This is a genomic window from Kitasatospora sp. NPDC093679, from assembly GCF_040683455.1.
Lineage (GTDB): Bacteria > Actinomycetota > Actinomycetes > Streptomycetales > Streptomycetaceae > Kitasatospora > Kitasatospora arboriphila.
This window is the reverse complement of record NZ_JBFBDW010000031.1, coordinates 37,814-53,475: the sequence shown is the minus strand read 5'-3', so window position 1 is coordinate 53,475 and position 15,662 is coordinate 37,814. Positions and strand designations below refer to the sequence as shown.

Annotated in this window: 12 protein-coding genes; 8 read left to right on the top strand and 4 right to left on the bottom strand. The window is 76.2% G+C overall.

Annotated elements, in window-relative coordinates; translation table 11 throughout:
• The first annotated feature begins 242 nt into the window (after nt 1-242).
• From AB0O09_RS24240 to AB0O09_RS24205, 8 genes are all read left to right on the top strand, one after another.
• Nucleotides 243-1,223 carry a hypothetical protein gene (locus AB0O09_RS24240; RefSeq protein ID WP_363544334.1) on the top strand — a complete coding sequence of 327 codons (981 nt, stop codon included), beginning with the start codon at nt 243-245 and terminating at the stop codon, nt 1,221-1,223.
• Between the two features lie 93 nt (nt 1,224-1,316).
• The gene (locus AB0O09_RS24235; protein ID WP_363544333.1) at nt 1,317-3,227 is read left to right on the top strand and encodes an HSP90 family protein; all 1,911 of its coding nucleotides are present in this window, start codon (nt 1,317-1,319) and stop codon (nt 3,225-3,227) included.
• The gene (locus AB0O09_RS24230; RefSeq protein ID WP_363544331.1) at nt 3,227-6,160 is read left to right on the top strand and encodes a hypothetical protein; all 2,934 of its coding nucleotides are present in this window, start codon (nt 3,227-3,229) and stop codon (nt 6,158-6,160) included. Before AB0O09_RS24235 ends, AB0O09_RS24230 begins: the two co-directional genes overlap by 1 nt.
• Before the next feature lie 85 nt (nt 6,161-6,245).
• Nucleotides 6,246-7,046, top strand: coding sequence for a nucleotidyltransferase domain-containing protein (locus AB0O09_RS24225; RefSeq protein WP_363544329.1), 801 nt, complete (start codon nt 6,246-6,248; stop codon nt 7,044-7,046).
• Nucleotides 7,047-7,220: 174 nt separating this feature from the next.
• A complete protein-coding gene (locus AB0O09_RS24220) occupies nt 7,221-8,153 on the top strand; it encodes an MBL fold metallo-hydrolase (RefSeq protein ID WP_363544328.1) in 933 nt (310 codons plus the stop codon).
• 309 nt (nt 8,154-8,462) lie between these two features.
• Nucleotides 8,463-9,587 carry a DegT/DnrJ/EryC1/StrS family aminotransferase gene (locus AB0O09_RS24215; protein WP_363544326.1) on the top strand — a complete coding sequence of 375 codons (1,125 nt, stop codon included), beginning with the start codon at nt 8,463-8,465 and terminating at the stop codon, nt 9,585-9,587.
• A 13-nt stretch (nt 9,588-9,600) separates the two neighbouring features.
• Nucleotides 9,601-10,560 (top strand): NAD-dependent epimerase/dehydratase family protein, encoded by a 960-nt coding sequence (locus tag AB0O09_RS24210; RefSeq protein WP_363544325.1) that lies wholly within the window; start codon nt 9,601-9,603, stop codon nt 10,558-10,560.
• Nucleotides 10,561-10,577: 17 nt separating this feature from the next.
• Complete coding sequence (locus AB0O09_RS24205; protein WP_363544323.1) at nt 10,578-11,672, top strand: hypothetical protein; 1,095 nt, start codon at nt 10,578-10,580, stop codon at nt 11,670-11,672.
• A gap of 17 nt (nt 11,673-11,689) precedes the next feature.
• Here AB0O09_RS24205 and AB0O09_RS24200 read toward each other — a convergent pair whose 3' ends face one another.
• From AB0O09_RS24200 to AB0O09_RS24185, 4 genes are all read right to left on the bottom strand, one after another.
• A complete protein-coding gene (locus AB0O09_RS24200) occupies nt 11,690-12,334 on the bottom strand; it encodes a polysaccharide deacetylase family protein (protein WP_363544385.1) in 645 nt (214 codons plus the stop codon).
• A gap of 83 nt (nt 12,335-12,417) precedes the next feature.
• Nucleotides 12,418-13,233 (bottom strand): SDR family NAD(P)-dependent oxidoreductase, encoded by an 816-nt coding sequence (locus AB0O09_RS24195; protein ID WP_363544321.1) that lies wholly within the window; start codon nt 13,231-13,233, stop codon nt 12,418-12,420.
• A gap of 5 nt (nt 13,234-13,238) precedes the next feature.
• The gene (locus tag AB0O09_RS24190) at nt 13,239-14,165 is read right to left on the bottom strand and encodes a hypothetical protein (RefSeq protein WP_363544319.1); all 927 of its coding nucleotides are present in this window, start codon (nt 14,163-14,165) and stop codon (nt 13,239-13,241) included.
• Between the two features lie 265 nt (nt 14,166-14,430).
• Nucleotides 14,431-15,420, bottom strand: coding sequence for an ROK family protein (locus AB0O09_RS24185; RefSeq protein WP_363544317.1), 990 nt, complete (start codon nt 15,418-15,420; stop codon nt 14,431-14,433).
• Nucleotides 15,421-15,662 lie beyond the last annotated feature (242 nt).

Genomic DNA, 15,662 nt, shown 5'->3' with positions numbered 1-15,662 from the left:
CGCGCCGCGGTGCCCGGGCCGTCCGACCTCGGCGGCCCCGGCCCGAGCGGCCCGTCCGACCCGAGCGGACGGCCATGGTCCGATCGCCGCCGGTAATGGACTGCCGTGCTGTCGCCCCCACGTGATATGTACTCCGTTCGAGTGATCGTCGTACACGGCCCACTCACCTGTGCAGAAGCACCTGTGGACACGAACGTGTGCCGCGGCCGGACGGGGCCGGCGGCACGGAGGGGGCTGCCGCCATGTCGATTCTCGGACGGCTGCTGGGACGCCGGTCCGGCGGCGGGGGAGCCGGGCCCGCGGTCGACCCGGCCTACGGCGAGGAGGAGCTCCGCGGCTTGCAGGCCCTGGCCGCCGCCGGCGACTGGCAGGCGGTCCGCGCCGGCCTCGGCACCGTCGAGGACGAGGCGGACCTGACGTGGCTGATCGCCCAGCTCGCCGAGACCACCGGCAGCGAGAGCCGGCTGGCCGAGGCGGTCGCCGCCGAGCCGGACTCGGCCCTGCCGCTGCTGCTCGCCGGCGCCCGCCAGGTCTCCTGGGCGTGGGAGGCACGGACGGCAGCCCGCGCCCAGCACGTCAGCCGCGAGCAGTGGCAGCTGTTCGGGGAGCGGCTGGAGCAGGCCGAGGAACTGCTGTACGCCGTCGCCGAGCGCGAGCCCACCTGGCTCGCACCCTGGTACTTCCTGCAGATCAGCGCCCGCGGCGCCTCCCTCGGCCCGGACGTCGCCCGGCACCGCTTCGAGGCCGCGCTGCGCCGCCGCCCCGACCACCTCGGCTCGCACCGCCAGCGGCTGCAGCAGCTCTGCCGCAAGTGGGGCGGCTCGCACGAGGAGATGCACGACTTCGCCCGGACGGCGATGCTCGCCGCGCCGGAGGGCAGCCCGCTCGGCGAACTGGTCGCGCTCGCCCACGTCGAGCACTGGCTCGACCTCGACAGCGGTGACGACCGTGCGTACATCACCCGGCAGGCCGTCAGGGACCAGCTGCACGAGGCCGCCGAGCGGTCCGTGCTGCACCCGGCGTACGTCCGCGGGCGCGGTTGGCGCAGCGCGCACAACACCTTCGCGATGGCCTTCTCGATGGCGGGGCAGCCGGCGACGGCGAACCTGCTGTTCGGCGAGCTCGGCGACACGGTGACCGAGTTCCCCTGGGCCTACCTCGACGCCGACCCCGCCCAGGCCTTCCGGACCTGCCGGACGGCCGCCGCCCGCGCCGGCCGCTGACCCGCGCCGCCGACCCGGCCGCCGACCCGCGCCGCCGGCACCCGCCGCAGGCCCCCGATCCCACCGCCGCCGAACCGAAAGAGCCCCGACCCGGTGTCAACCGACAGCACCCCCCGCGACCCGAAGACCGCCGCCGCCGGCGGCGCCGGCCCCGGCGCCGCCACGCCGACCGCGCACACCTTTCAGGTCGACCTGCGCGGCCTGGTGGACCTGCTCTCCCACCACCTCTACTCCAGCCCCCGGGTGTACCTGCGCGAGCTGCTGCAGAACGCGGTCGACGCCATCTCCGCCCGCCGCGCCGCCGACCCGTCCGCCCCCGCCCGGATCACCGTCCGGGCCGACGGCGACCTGACCGTCACCGACACCGGCATCGGCCTCACCGAGGCCGACGTGCACACCTTCCTCGCCACCATCGGCCGCAGCTCCAAGCGCACCGCCGACGGCGGCCTCGACAACTCCGGCCTGGCGGCGGCCCGCAGCGACTTCATCGGCCAGTTCGGCATCGGCCTGCTCGCCTGCTTCGTCGTCGCCGACGAGATCACCGTCGTCAGCCGCTCCGCCAAGAGCCCCGACGCCCCCGTCGTCGAGTGGCGCGGCCACTCCGACGGCCGCTACACCATCACCACCCTGCCCGCGTCGGCGAAGCCCGAGCCCGGCACCACCGTGCACCTCACCCCGCGCCCCGACGCCGCCCGGTGGACCCGCCACGACCAGGTCGTCGAACTCGCCCGCCACTACGGCAGCCTGCTGCGCCACGAGGTCACCGTCACCGACGCCCGCGGCACCGCCACCCGGATCGACGCCCCCGCACCCTGGGACGTCCGGCACGGCTCCCCGCTCGCCCGCCGCGAGGCGCTGACCGCCTACTGCCGGGACACCTTCGACTTCACCCCGCTCGACACCATCGAGCTCGACCTGCCGCTGGTCGGCCTGCGCGGCGCCGCCTACGTGCTGCCCGACGCCGCGCCGCCCTCGCGCCGGGCCGGCCACCGCGTCCACCTCAAGGGCATGCTGGTCTCCGACCAGGCCGACGACCTGCTGCCGGACTGGGCGTTCTTCGTCCGCTGCGTCGTCGACGCCGACGGCCTGCGCCCCACCGCCTCCCGCGAGGGCCTGTACGCCGACGAGACGCTCGCCGCCGTCCGCGAGGCCTGCGGCGCCCGGATCCGCGACTGGCTCACCGGCCTGTCCGCCAGCGACCCGGCGCTGCTGCACCGGTTCATCGGCGTCCACCACCTGGCCGTCAAGGCGCTCGCCCGCTACGACGACGAGCTGCTGCGGATGCTGCTGCCCTGGCTGCCCTTCGAGACCACCGACGGCAACGTCACCCTCGACGAGTTCGCCCGCGCCCACCCGGTGATCCTGGTCGCCCGCACCGTCGAGGAGTTCCGCCAGGTCGCGCCGATCGCCGGCGCCGCCGGCCTCGGCGTCGTCAACGGCGGCTACACCTACGACAGCGACCTCGTGCACCGGCTGCCCGAGATCCGGCCCGGCACCTCCGTCGCCGACCTCGACCCGGGCACCGTCACCGCCCACCTCGACACCGTCGACCCGTCCGCCGAACTCGCCGCCGCCGCCTTCCTCGCCACCGCCCGCGAGGTCGTCGGCCGCTTCGACTGCGACGTCGCGCTGCGCAGCTTCCACCCCGCCAGCGCGCCCGCCCTGCTGCTCGACAACCGCGAGGCCCGGCACGAGCGCACCCGGGCCCGCCTCGCCGACGAGGCCGACGGCCTGTGGGCGGACATCCTCGGCTCGCTGCGCGCCGAGGTGCCGCGCGCACAGCTCGTCCTCAACCACCTCAACCCGCTGGTGCGCCGCGCCGCCACCATCACCGGCAAGGAGCTCGCGGTGATCGCCGCCGAGGCCCTCTACGGGCAGGCCGTGCTGCTCACCCGCCGCCCGCTGACCGCGGGCGAGAGCGCCCTGCTCAACCGGTCGTTCCTCGGACTGCTCGACCACGCCATGCTCGGCCGCGAGGCTGCCGACCCGCAGAAGGAGTCCTGATGACGGACACCCCCGAGGCGCTCACCGAGGCGCTGCGCGCCAACGACGCCCGCCCCTACGGCCGTTCGCGCACCGTCACCGCCGAGGAACTCGCCGAGGCCGCCGAGCAGTTCCCCGACCACCGCGAGCTGCAGGTGCTCGCCCTGATGGACCTGATGGAGGCCTACGAGTACGACGGCGAGGCCCGCAAGGCCCCCGTCGTCTTCGCCCGGATCCTCAAGCTCTGGGACACCCACCCCGACGACTTCAACGAGTGGGCCCGCCTCCAGGTGTTCTGGCGCTTCAAGTGGGTCGCCTCCGCGCTGCTCTCCACCCCGGACGTGCCGCTGGACGCGATCCGGCGCTGGCACGACGAGATGCGCAGCCGCTACACCGCCGCCGACCACGGCCTGCAGCCGTACTACGCGCAGCGGTACCACCTCGCCGCGCACACCGGTGACGCCGCCGACGACGCCTTCGACCTGTGGGCGACCCGGCCCCGCTCGCAGATGAGCGACTGCACCGCCTGCGAGATCCGCGCCCGGGCCCGCCACCACGCCGCCCGCGGCGACGACGCCCGCGCCCTGCGGGAGTGGCAGCCCGTGCTCGGCGGCGAGAGCACCTGCTCCGAGGAGCCGTGGACCAGCCACGCCTGGGCCCTGCTGCCGCTGCTGCGCGAGGGCCGGCTCGACGAGGCCCGCTCCAGCCACCTGGTCGGCTACCGCGGTGCCCGCGGCAAGTCCAGCACGGCGAGCCAGATCGGCCTGCACCTGGAGTTCTGCGCGCTCTCGGGCAACGAACCGCGCGGTCTGGAGATCCTCGCGGAGAACCGCGGCCTCTTCGACGGGCACGGCGACCCGCTGGCCCGGCTTGGCTTCCTCGTCGGCGTCGAGGTGCTCACCGCCCGGCTCGCCGCCCTCGGCCACGGCGACCTGCCCGCCGCCGGCCCCGCCGGGCGGAACTGGACGGTCGACACGCTGCACGCCCACGTCGCGGCCGAGGCCGAACAGTCGGCCGCCCGCTTCGACGCCCGAAACGGCACCACCGCGGTCGGCGACCGCCGCCGGGCCCGTCTCGCCCGCACCCCGCTGCTCGACCGGCCGCTCGCCCTCGGCGTGCGGGCGGCCGGCCGGGTGCCCGCGCCGGCCGCCGCCCCGGTGGTCCGGCCCACGGCCGAGCCCGTCCCCGAGGACTTCGTCGCCCTGGTGCTGCGCGCCCGCGAACTCGACCGGACCGACCACCCCGACGCCGACGCGCTGTGGGCCCGGATCACCACCGTCGTCGCCACCGACGACCACGTCCACCCGGACCACCCGGAACTCGGCCCCGCGGAACGGCTGCAGGGCAACCTCGCCGACCACCGCGCCCAGAACGCCTTCGAGGCCGACGACTGGCAGACCGCCCGCACCGAACTCCTCACCGCCGCCGAGCTGTACGAGAGCGCCGGACTGCCGATCCGCGCCCTGGTGATGCGCACCCGCGCCGCCGTCGCCCACCTCGGCGAGGAGGACGGCGCCGCCCCCGACTGGCCCGCGCTCGACGAGGCGCTGCGCCGCGCCGACGAACTCGCCGCCGCGGCCCCGCGGACCGGCGAGGGACGGGGCGGGGACGCCGCCGAGGACCGGCTGGCCGTGGTGCACAGCCTCACCTTCGCCGCCTACCAGGAACTGGTCGCCGCCCTGCCGGAACCGCCCGCCGAGGTGGCCGCCCGCTTCGACCGGCTGCTCGACGCCTACCGCACCGGGGCCACCGAACTCGGCCTGCCGCTGCGCATCGCCGCCGCCCGCCAGTACGCCGCCGACATCGCCGCCCGGCAGGGCCGGATGGCCGAGGCGCGCGAGGGACTGGAGACCTCGATCGATCAGTTGGAGCGGGACGGGCTGCCCTGGCGCACCCCCCGCCCGCTCGGACTGCTCGGCCAGATCGAGCTGATGACCGGCGAGCACGCCCGCGCGGCCGAGGTCCTGCAGCGGGCGGTCGCCGAGGCCGTCCGTTGGCACGACACCTCCTTCCCGTACGGCCCGACCTACGCGATGCTCGGCCACGCCTGCGAGCACACCGGCGACGCGGCCGGTGCCGTCCGCGCGCTCACCGAGGCCGCCGACCGCTTCGACCGCGCCGGCGAGGCGGAGGACGCGGCGGGCGCCCGGATGCAGCTCGCCTCGGTGCTGCGTGACAGCGGCCGGCCCGGCGACGCGGTCGCCGTCCTGGAGTCGCTGCTGCTGGAGACCGGCGCGGACGGCTTCGACGGGCGGGCCCGGGCGCAGGTCCGGCTCGACCTGGCCCGCGGCCTGCTCGGGCTGGAGGAGTACCGGGAGGCCGCCGAGCACTACCTGCTGCTCGCCGACGAGGCGGCCGGCTGGGAGGACGGCCAGGACATCCACACCATGGTCGCCTGCGAGGCCACCGTCGCCCTCGCCGAGGCCGGCCGCTGGGAGGCCGCCGACACCGCCCGCACCCGCGCCCTCGCCGCGCACGCGGTCGCGCCCCGCGCCGACCAGGTCTGCGGCATGCTGCAACAGCTGGCCCGGCTCACCGTGCAGGCCCGCGGCGAGGACGGCCTGGACGAGGCGCTGGCCCGGCTCGACGAGGCCGACGAGGTCGTCGCGGGCGCCGAGGCCGACGGCCATCCCGTCACCTCCTGGTACCAGCGCGGTCTCGGCCACTACGAGCGGGCCCGCTGCTACGCCTTCACCGACCGGGCCGAGGAGGGTCTGGCCGCCGCGGAGGCGGCCGTCGCCGCCCACGAGGCCGGCGGCGCGGACGGCGAGGAGCCGCGCGCCGAGGCCCTGCGGATGGCGGCCCTGATCGAGGGCCGCAGCCTCGGCCGCACCGACGCCGCCCGCGCCCGGCTGGCCGAGGGCGTCCGCCGCTGCGAACGCGCCGGACTGCCGGAGGCCGCCGGAGTCCTCGCCGCCCTCGGCGACCGCCTCGCCGCCGAGGCCGAGCGGTAGGAGGCATCTTCAAGGCGCGTGGGTGGTCACGCCAGGTGCCCCCACGCGCCCCTGGATTGCACACCCGGCGGGGGAGACTGGGCGGATGACGGATCCTTCCGACGGCCGGGGCGTCCCGGCCGAGCTGCGGCCCTACCTCGACGAACTGGTGCGCCGCACCCGGGCGGTGTGCGGGCCGCGGCTGATCGGCGTGTACGCGGTCGGGTCGGTCGCGCTCGGGGACTACCGGCACGGGCGCAGCGACGTGGACGTCGCCGTGGTGGTGGATCCCGCGCTGCCGGCCGCGGCGCTGCGGGAGCTGGCCGCCGTGCTGGCGCACCCGGGGCTGCCGTGTCCGGCGGCCGGGCTGGAACTGGTGGTCTACGGCGAGGACTCCGTGCGCCGGCCGTCCGGCGGGGCCGGGTACCTGCTGGACCTCAACACCGGCCCGCTGCTGCCCGACCGGGCGAGCTTCGACCCCGCCGGGGCGACGGCGTTCTGGTACACCGTCGACCGTGCCGTCGCCCACGGGTCGGGCCTGGCGCTGTTCGGCCGACCGGCGGCGGAGGCGATCGCCGCTCCGGCGCGGGCCGAGGTGCTCGCCGCGCTCGCCGCCTCGGTGCGTGAACACGCCGAGGGCGAGGGTCACTTGGCGGACAACCGGGTGCTGAACGGCTGCCGCGCCGCGGAGTTCTGCCGGACCGGGCACTGGCTGTCCAAGCGCCGGGCCGGGCGGGAGGTCGCCGCGGCCGAGGAGGGCTTCCGTGCGCTGGTCGGTGCGGCGCTGGAGAGTTTCGACCGGCCCCGCGCCGAGGCCCGCCCGCTGCCTGCGGCCGATGTGCGGGCTTTCCTGGCCTGGGTGGGTGGCCGGGTCGCGGAGGCCGCCGCGGCGGAGGGCTCCGGCTGAGCCGGACCGGCCGCCGGAGGGGCCCCCTTCGAGGACGACCGATGAATCATATGATCCGACAAGCTGTGATGCAGGTCATAGCTTGATGCGGTGCGGGCGCGGACACAATGGCCGGTCAACGTTTGATCGCCGCCGCGACCGACCGGCAGCGGCGGCCAGCCAGCCGGGGGGCCCATGCCGCACGCACCGCACGACCTGTCCCAGGACACCGCACGCCTCGTGGAGATCGAGGACGGCGTCCACGCCTACCTCCAGTCGCACAGCGGATGGTGCGTCAGCAACGCCGGCGTACTCGCCGGACGCCGCTCCACCACCCTCGTCGACTGCACCGCGACCGAGCGCCGCGCCCTCGGCCTCAAGGCAGCGGTGGCCGAGCTCACCCCGCACCCCGTCACCCGGGTCGTCATCACCCACCACCACGGCGACCACCACTACGGGGCCAGCCTGTTCACGCCGCAGGCCACCGTCATCGCCCACGAGGAGGCGCGCTCCGCCAACCTGCTCGACGGCCTCAACCTGCCGGTGATCTGGCCCGAGGTGCAGTGGGGTGCCGTACGGCCGATGGAGCCCGACGTGACCTTCCGGGACCGGCTCACCCTCCACCTCGACGACCGCCCGGTGGAACTCGTCCACTACGGCCCCGCCCACACCACCGGCGACCTCGTGGTCTGGCTGCCCGACACGCGGGTGCTGTTCGCCGGCGACCTCACCTTCAGCGGGACGACCCCCTTCGTGATGATGGGCTCGGTGACCGGCTGCATCGAGACCCTGGAGCAACTCGCCGCGCTCGACCCCGCCGTGGTCGTCAGCGGCCACGGCCCCGTCCAGGACGCCTCCGTCATCGCCGCCAACCTCCGCTACCTGCGCCTCGTCCTGCGGCTCGCCCAGGAGGGCCGGGCCGCCGGGCTCACCCCGCTGCAGGTCGCCCAGGACGCCGACCTCGGCGAGTTCGCCGACCTGCCCGAGTCGGAGCGGCTGGTGGCCAACCTGCACCGCGCCTACCACGACCTCGCCGGGGGCGTCCGCGGCGAGCGCCTGGCGATCCCGCCCGTACTCCGCGACATGATCACCTGCAACGGCGGAGCCCCGCTGCGCTGCCTCGCCTGACCGGCGGCCACGCGGCGGCCCGGGCGCCGGTCCGGGCCGCCGCAGGCCCCGCAGCCCCTTGCGGGCGCGCCGGGGTACCCCCCTGCGGTACCCCGGCCACCCGGGTGGGCGAACCGCCGGCCCGCACCTCGACCACTCCGCCGCGGGCGGCCCGGCCGTCCGCCGTCCCGGTGTTCGCCCGGGCACGGGCCGTGCGCCGCGGCCCGGCCGGCCCGCTCCGGTGGCCCCTGTCCGCTGTGCCGGATTTAGCCTGAGATGCCCTGACCAAGACGGGCAGGCTGCTGCCCGTCAGGCTGCTGGAGGTGTCACGTGGGGGTACCCGCGGCTCGCATCGTGTTCGACGAGGCCGACCGGGCGGCGGTCGCCGAGGCGGTCGAGGAGATCCTCGCCACCGGCGCGCTGACGCTCGGCCCCTGGACGGAGCGGTTCGAGGAGGCCTTCGCGGCCGAGCACGGCGCCGCCCACGCGGTCGCCGTCTCCAGCGGCACCGCCGCCCTCGAGGTGCTGCTGCGCACCGTCGGTGTCCGCGGCCGCGACGTCGTCGTCCCCGCCGTCACCTTCTACGCCACCGGCGCCGCCGTCCTGCACGCGGGCGGCAACCCCGTGATGGCCGACGTCGACCCCGCCACCCTCGCCCTCAGCCCCGCCACGCTGGAGGCCGCCCTCACCCCGGACACCGCGGCCGTCGTCCTCGTCCACATCGGCGGCCTGATCACCCCGGAGGCGGACGCCCTGCGCGCCCTGTGCGACGCCCGCGGCATCGCCCTGGTCGAGGACGCCGCCCACGCCCACGGCAGCAGCTACGACGGCCGCGCCGCCGGCGGCTTCGGACTCGGCGGAGCCTTCTCCTTCTACCCGACCAAGGTCGTCACCAGCGGCGAGGGCGGCATGATCCTCACCGGCTCCTCCGAGGTCCGCGACGAGGCCCGGATCTACCGCGACCAGGGCAAGGGCTCCTTCACCACCAACCACCACGTCCGGCAGGGCTACGCCTGGCGCCTCAGCGAGCTGAACGCCGCCGTCGGCACGATCCACCTGCGCCGCCTCAAGGAGTTCGTCGAGGCCCGCCGCGAGGTCGCCCGCCACTACGACGCCGCGCTGGCCGGAGTCCCCGGCCTCGACGCCCTGCCCGAACCCCCCGGCTGCCGCAGCAACATCTACAAGTACATCGCCCTGCTGCCGCCCGGCACGGACCGGGCCCGCTTCAAGCGCGAGGTCCACGACGGCTTCGGCGTCCGCCTCGCCGGCGAGGTCTACGACCTGCCGCTGCACCGCCAGCCCGTCTTCGGCCCCTACCAGGGCCCGCCGCTGCCGGTCGCCGAGGACGTCTGCGCCCGCCAGATCTGCCTGCCCGTCCACTCCGACATGACCGAGGACGAGACCGCCCGGGTGATCGAAGCCGTCACGGCCGTCCACCGCCGACTGGCCCGATGAAGGAGGAGGCACCATGCGCGTAGCCGTCACCGGGGGCTGTGGATTCATCGGCTCCCACGTCGTCGACCGGCTCGTCACCGCCGGCCACGACGTGCTCGTCCTGGACACCACCGACCAGTACCTCAACCCCGCCGCCGAGCACGCCCGGGTCGACGTCCTCGACCTGCCCGCCCTGACCGCCGCCCTCAACGGCGCCGAGGTGGTCTTCCACCTCGCGGCCATGGCCGACGTCGAGAAGGTCGCCGCCGACCCCGTCCGCGCCGTCCGGGTCAACATCGACGGCACCGCGACCGTCCTGGAGGCCGCCCGCCTCGCCGGACTCAGCCGCACCGTCCTCGCCAGCACCGTCTGGGTCTACGGCGCCGCCCAGACCGAACCCGGACCCGACGGCGGCGAACTCGACGAACACGTCCCCGTCGACCTCGAACGCAGCGGCCACCTCTACGTCGCCAGCAAGCTCGCCGCCGAGATGCTCGTCCACAGCTACCGCGAGCTGTACGGCCGGCACTTCACCATCCTCCGCTACGGCATCCCCTACGGGCCGCGGATGCGCGACGAACTCGTCGTCGCCCGCTTCGTCAAGGCCGCCCTGCGGCACGACCCCATCACCATCGCCGGCGACGGCCGCCAGACCCGCAACTTCGTCTACGTCGAGGACCTCGCCGACGCCCACGTGCACGCCCTCTCCCCGGACGCCCAGGACGAGACCTTCGCCCTGGAGGGCCCCACCGCCGTCTCGATCCGGCAGATCGCCGACACCGTCGACCGCCTGCTCGGCCCCGTCGCCATCGAGCACATCGAGGCCCGGCCCGCCGACTACACCCCTCGCCGGATCTCCGCCGCCCGCGCCAAGCGGCTTCTCGGCTGGTCCCCGCAGACCAGCTTCACCGACGGCGTCAGCCGGTACGTCGACTGGCACCGCGCCCAGGACGACCCGCCCGCCCCGCCCGCGCCGCCGCGGCCCGCCCGCTGAACCGGCCGGAGCCGCCCGTGCCCACCGCACTGCTGATCTCCGGATCGATCGGCCAGGGCCACGACGTCATGGCCGAGGCGTGCGCCGACACCCTGCGCGCCCGCGGCTGGACCACCACCACCGTCGACGCCATGGCACTCCTCGGCAGCACCGCCGGCCGAGCCGGCGAAGCCGTCTTCCGCCGCATGCACGACCTGCCCGGCCTCTACGACGCCTTCCACTTCGCCGCCCTGCGCCCCGGCAGCCGGCTCGCCCTGCTCGCCGACTCCGCCGCCCGCACCCGGCTCACCCGCCAGGTCCGGCTGCTCCTCGACCGGCACCGGCCCGACCTGGTGGTCTCCGTCTTCGCCACCGCCACCTCCGCCGTCAACGACCTGCGCGCCGGACGGCCCGGGATGCGGCACTTCGTGTTCTGCACCGACGTCACCCCGCACCGCCTCTGGGTCCAGGACGGCACCGACCTCTTCCTCGTCACCTCCGAGGTCGCGGCCTGCGCCGTCCGCCGCTACCGCCCCGACGCACCGACCGCCGTGGTGCCGCCGCCGCTGCGCAAGCCGTTCTACCGGCCGCCCGGCCGCGCCGAGGCGCGCGCCGGGCTCGGCGTCCCGGACGGCGCGCCGTGCGTGCTGCTGATGTCCGGCTCCTGGGGGCTCGGCCCGCTCGCCCGCACCGCCGCGGCGATCGCCGACGCCGGGCCGCACGTCCTCGCCGTGGCCGGCCGCAACCCCTCGCTGGAACGCCGCCTGCGCGCCGCCGAGGAACGGCAGCCCCGGGTGCACGCCTTCGGCTGGACGGACCGCATCCCCGCCCTGATGGCCGCCGCCGACCTGGTCGTCACCAGCTCCGGCGACACCTGCAGCGAGGCCCGCGCCCTCGGCCGCCGCCTGCTGCTGCTCGACACCGTGCAGGGCCACGGCCGCGACAACCTCCAGCACGAACTGGAGCTCGGCCACGCCGACGTCACCTCCGCCCGCCCCGACGAGATCGCCCGCAACGCGATCGCCGCGCTCCGCCGCCCCGCCCCCGCCCCCTCGGCCAGCGCCACCCCGGACGCCTGGCGCACCGCCTTCGAGGCCGCCCTCGTCCGGGTGGGCCTGGCGACCGCGGCCTGACCGCCGGCCGCCCCGGCTCAGGCGGCGAGCCCGTGGTCGCGCAGCGGACCGAGGGCCAGGCCCAGGGCGGCGCAGCGGTCGGCGAGGGCCGGCAGCGCGCCGAGCGCGGACCGCCAGGAGCCCGGCGCGGAGGTGCAGTCCGAGTCGTGCAGCAGCACCGTCGCCCCGCCGCGCAGACCGGGCCGGAGCGAGCGGTACACCGAGTCGGGGGAGGCGTGGGCGGTCCAGTCCCGGCCGCAGGCCGTCCACAGCACGGTGCGCAGGCCCAGCCGGTGCGCGGCGGCGGCGAGCCCCGAACTCAGCACCCCGTACGGCGGCCGGTACCAGCGGGGCCGGACCCCGCAGACCTCGGTGACGGCCGCGGCGGCGGCCCGCAGTTCGGCGAGGTCACGGCCGGGCCGCGGGTAGAGGGGACGCCGGTGGTGCCAGCCGTGCACGCCGACCTCGTGGCCGCGCCGGACGAGCTCGCGGCCGAGGTCGGGGGAGCGCTCCAGCATGCTGCCGAGGACGAAGAAGGTCGCCCGTACCCCGAGCGCGTCCAGCGCCGCCAGGAAGTCCGGCGTGCTCGCCGGGTCGGGTCCGTCGTCGAAGGTCAGCGCGACGTGCCCGGCGGCGCCGTGGCCGGCGGTGCGCCGGGTGGCGACGCGGCCGACCGCCGGCAGCCGGGTCACCGCGGGAGCCAGGTGCAGCACCCCGACACCGGCGGCCGTGGCACCGGCCGCGGCCGCGATGCGCGCCGGGCCCCTCACGCGAACCGGTCCGCCAGCCGCCGGAACACGCCCGGGGCGGCGCCGTGCAGCCGGGCCGGCAGTGCCAGCCAGTGCGGGGCGAACACCCGGCTGCGGTTGCCGGTGATGGTGCGGGCGATGGAGTCCGCGATGGACTCCGGCGGCAGCGGGCGGGGCCGGGCGCGGTGGAACGGGGTGCCGCGGCGGGCGAAGAACGGGGTGTCGACCGCGCCGGGCAGGATGATCCGTACCCCGACCCCGGTGCCCCGCAGCTCGTACCAGAGGCTCTCGGCGAACAGCGACAGCCCGCCCTTCACCGCGGCGTACGCGGCCTCGCCGCCCACGCCGACCTGCCCGGCCATCGACCCGAGCAGGACGATCCGGCCGCGGCCGCGTTCCAGCATGCCGGGCAGCAGGGCACGGGACAGCTGCAGCGGCGCGGCGAGGTCGACCGTCACCATCTCGGCGAGGACCTCCGGCGGCATCGCGGAGAACGGCCCGCGCCAGCCGATCCCGGCGCTGGCCACCAGGGCGTCCACCCGGCCGGCCGTGGCCAGGGCCCGTTCGGCGAGCCGGCCGGGCCCCTCGGCGGCGTTGAGGTCCTCGGCCAGGACCCGGCCGCCGGTCCGCGCCGCGACCGCGTGCAGCCGGCCGGCGTCGGTCCCGGAGAGCAGCAGCGACCACCCCATGGCGTGCAGCCGGTCGGCCGTGGCCGCGCCGATCCCGGAGGACGCGCCGGTGATCAGGGCGACCGGCCGGACCGGCCGGGCGGCACGCCCGTCGACGGACGCCGCCGGGGCGGAGAAGGTCTCGGTGCTGTCGTCGATGCTCACCTGGGTCACCTGTCTGCGGTGCGGGGGAGGGTGGTGGTGGCCGGCAGGTCCGTCGGCGGTGCGTCCGTCGTCGGCGGGTCGGTGGCCGGTGGGCCCGGGGCGTCGGGCGGCGCCTCGACGTCGCCGAACCGGGCGAGGACGACGGTGCCGCCGACGGCGGCGGTGAAGCCGAGCAGCGCGGCCCAGCCGGCCCCCGGCCGGGCCTGGTCGCCGAGCGCGAGCACCCCGACCAGCGCCGGGCCGAAGGTCTCCGCGACCGTGCCAGCGGCGGTCGCCGCCGTCACACTGCCGCGCTGCAGCGCCAGCGCGAACGCCAGGTAACCGCCGAGCCCGCCGAGGACCAGCGCGTACGTCGCCGGATCCGCGAGCACCGCGGCCGGGCCCGACACGTCGAGCACGCGCACCGCCAGACTGGTGATGCCGAAACCGACACCGCTCAGCACACCCAGCGCGGCCGCCGCCGCGGTGCCCCGGCGCCGCGCCAGCAGGACGGTGAGCAGCAGCATCGCGATCGTCGCGGCGAGCAGCGCCGCGTGGAAGACCGGACCGGCGTGGTTGCGGCCGTCCGGGCCGGACGCGAAGGCCAGCAGCGTCAGCCCCGCGACGACCGCCGCGATCCCGGCCAGGTCGCTCCGGTGCAGCCGGGCGCCCAGCAGCCAGACGGCGGCGCCCGCCGTGACGGCGAGCCCGGCGTTGGTCACCGCCTGCACGAAGAAGAGGGGCATGGTGCGCAGGGCGACGATGCTCAGCGCGAAACCGGCGACATCGAGCCCGGTGCCCAGCAGGAACGGGCCCGAACGGGCGAGCCGGACGAGCAGACCCGGCCGCACCCGGTCCGCGGTCGGCGCGGCCCGCGCGCCGCGGGCCTGGAACACGCAGGCGAAGCCGAAGCACACGGCTGCCGCGAGCGCGGTGGCGAGTCCCAGAAGCACGGTTGCTCCAATCCCGCCAGGGCCGTGCCGTACGGCCCGACCGCCCGCCCCACTACGACGGGATCCATCCTCAGTCTGTGCCACCCCCCGGCACCGTGCAGCCCGCTGCGGCTCAGCGACGGGTCCGGCCGAACCGACCAGGGGCGCGGGGAACTGCGCGGCCCAGGATGCGGCTCGCTGTGCGAACCAGGGCTCGGCCCGATTGCGTCACCGTGGCCCGTCCCGGACCGCGCAGTTCCCGCGCCCGTGTCGAGGTTTGCCCTGATCAGTGCACGGCGGCGGCGAGGGCGGGGAGGGCGAGTGCGGCGGCGCCGATCAGGCCGGCGTCGGTGCCGAGGGCGGCGGGGGCGAGAACGACGTGGGCGGCGAAGGGGAGGGTGGCGTACGCGGCGAGGTGGCGGCGGAGCGGTTCGAAGAGGATGTCGCCGGCCTGGGAGACGCCGCCGCCGACGACGGCGGCGTCGATCTCGACCAGGGTGGCGGTGGCGGCGATGCCGGCGGCGAGGGCGCGGGCCGCGCGGTCGTAGGCGCGGAGGGCGAGCGGATCGCCGAGCCGGGCGGCGGTCGCGACGGCGGCGGCCGAGGTGTCGCCGGCCGGCGCTTGCCAGCCGCTGTCGACGGCGGTGCGGGAGATGGCGGTGCCGCTGGCGAGGCCTTCCAGGCAGCCGCGTGAGCCGCAGGGACACGGACGCCCGGCGAAGTCGACGCTGATGTGGCCGAGGTGGCCGGCGTTGCCGCTCGGGCCGGTGTGCAGGCGGCCGTCGAGGACGAGTCCGGCTCCGACGCCGGTGGAGACCACCAGGCACAGGGCGTTGCGGTACGGGCGGGCTGCGCCGCGCCAGTGCTCGGCCGCGGTCATCGCGATGGCGTCACCGCCGAGGACGACCGGCAGACCGTCGACCGCACGGTGCGCGGTGACCTCCGCATGGAGCGGGAAGGCCCGCCAGGAGGGGATGTTGACGGGGCTGACGGTGCCCGCCCGGGTGTCGACGGGGCCGGCGCTGCCGATGCCCACCGCGCGGACGCAGGCCCACAGGGGGTGGTCCGCGAGGGCGTCGAGGACCGACTCCACCGCTTCCCGCATCTCCCGGGCGCTGCCCCTGGCGGGAGTGGGCAGCTGGACGTGGTGCAGCAGGGTGCCGTCCGCGTCGACCAGGCCGCCGGCGATCTTGGTCCCGCCGATGTCCAGTGCCGCCAGCAGGGGCTTGGCGACGGTGCGCCGGTCGTCGACCGCGAGGGCCTTGTTGTAACTCATCGTGACGTCTCCGCGGGTGTGACGGGGGAGCGTCCGGCGCTCGGGCAGGGCTGCGCCGGGTCGGTCCGCTCGATTCTGGAGCGCCGATGACAACGATGTCCAGGCCGGCCGCCCGACGGTCCTCGGACGAGACTGAATCGTCATTCGGTTAGGCAATCGTTTAGTAAATTAGGTGCTGCCTGTTAATAGAAGCCCTGAATATCAATCTTGACCGGTCTATGGACAGGCCGGAAAGTGACGTC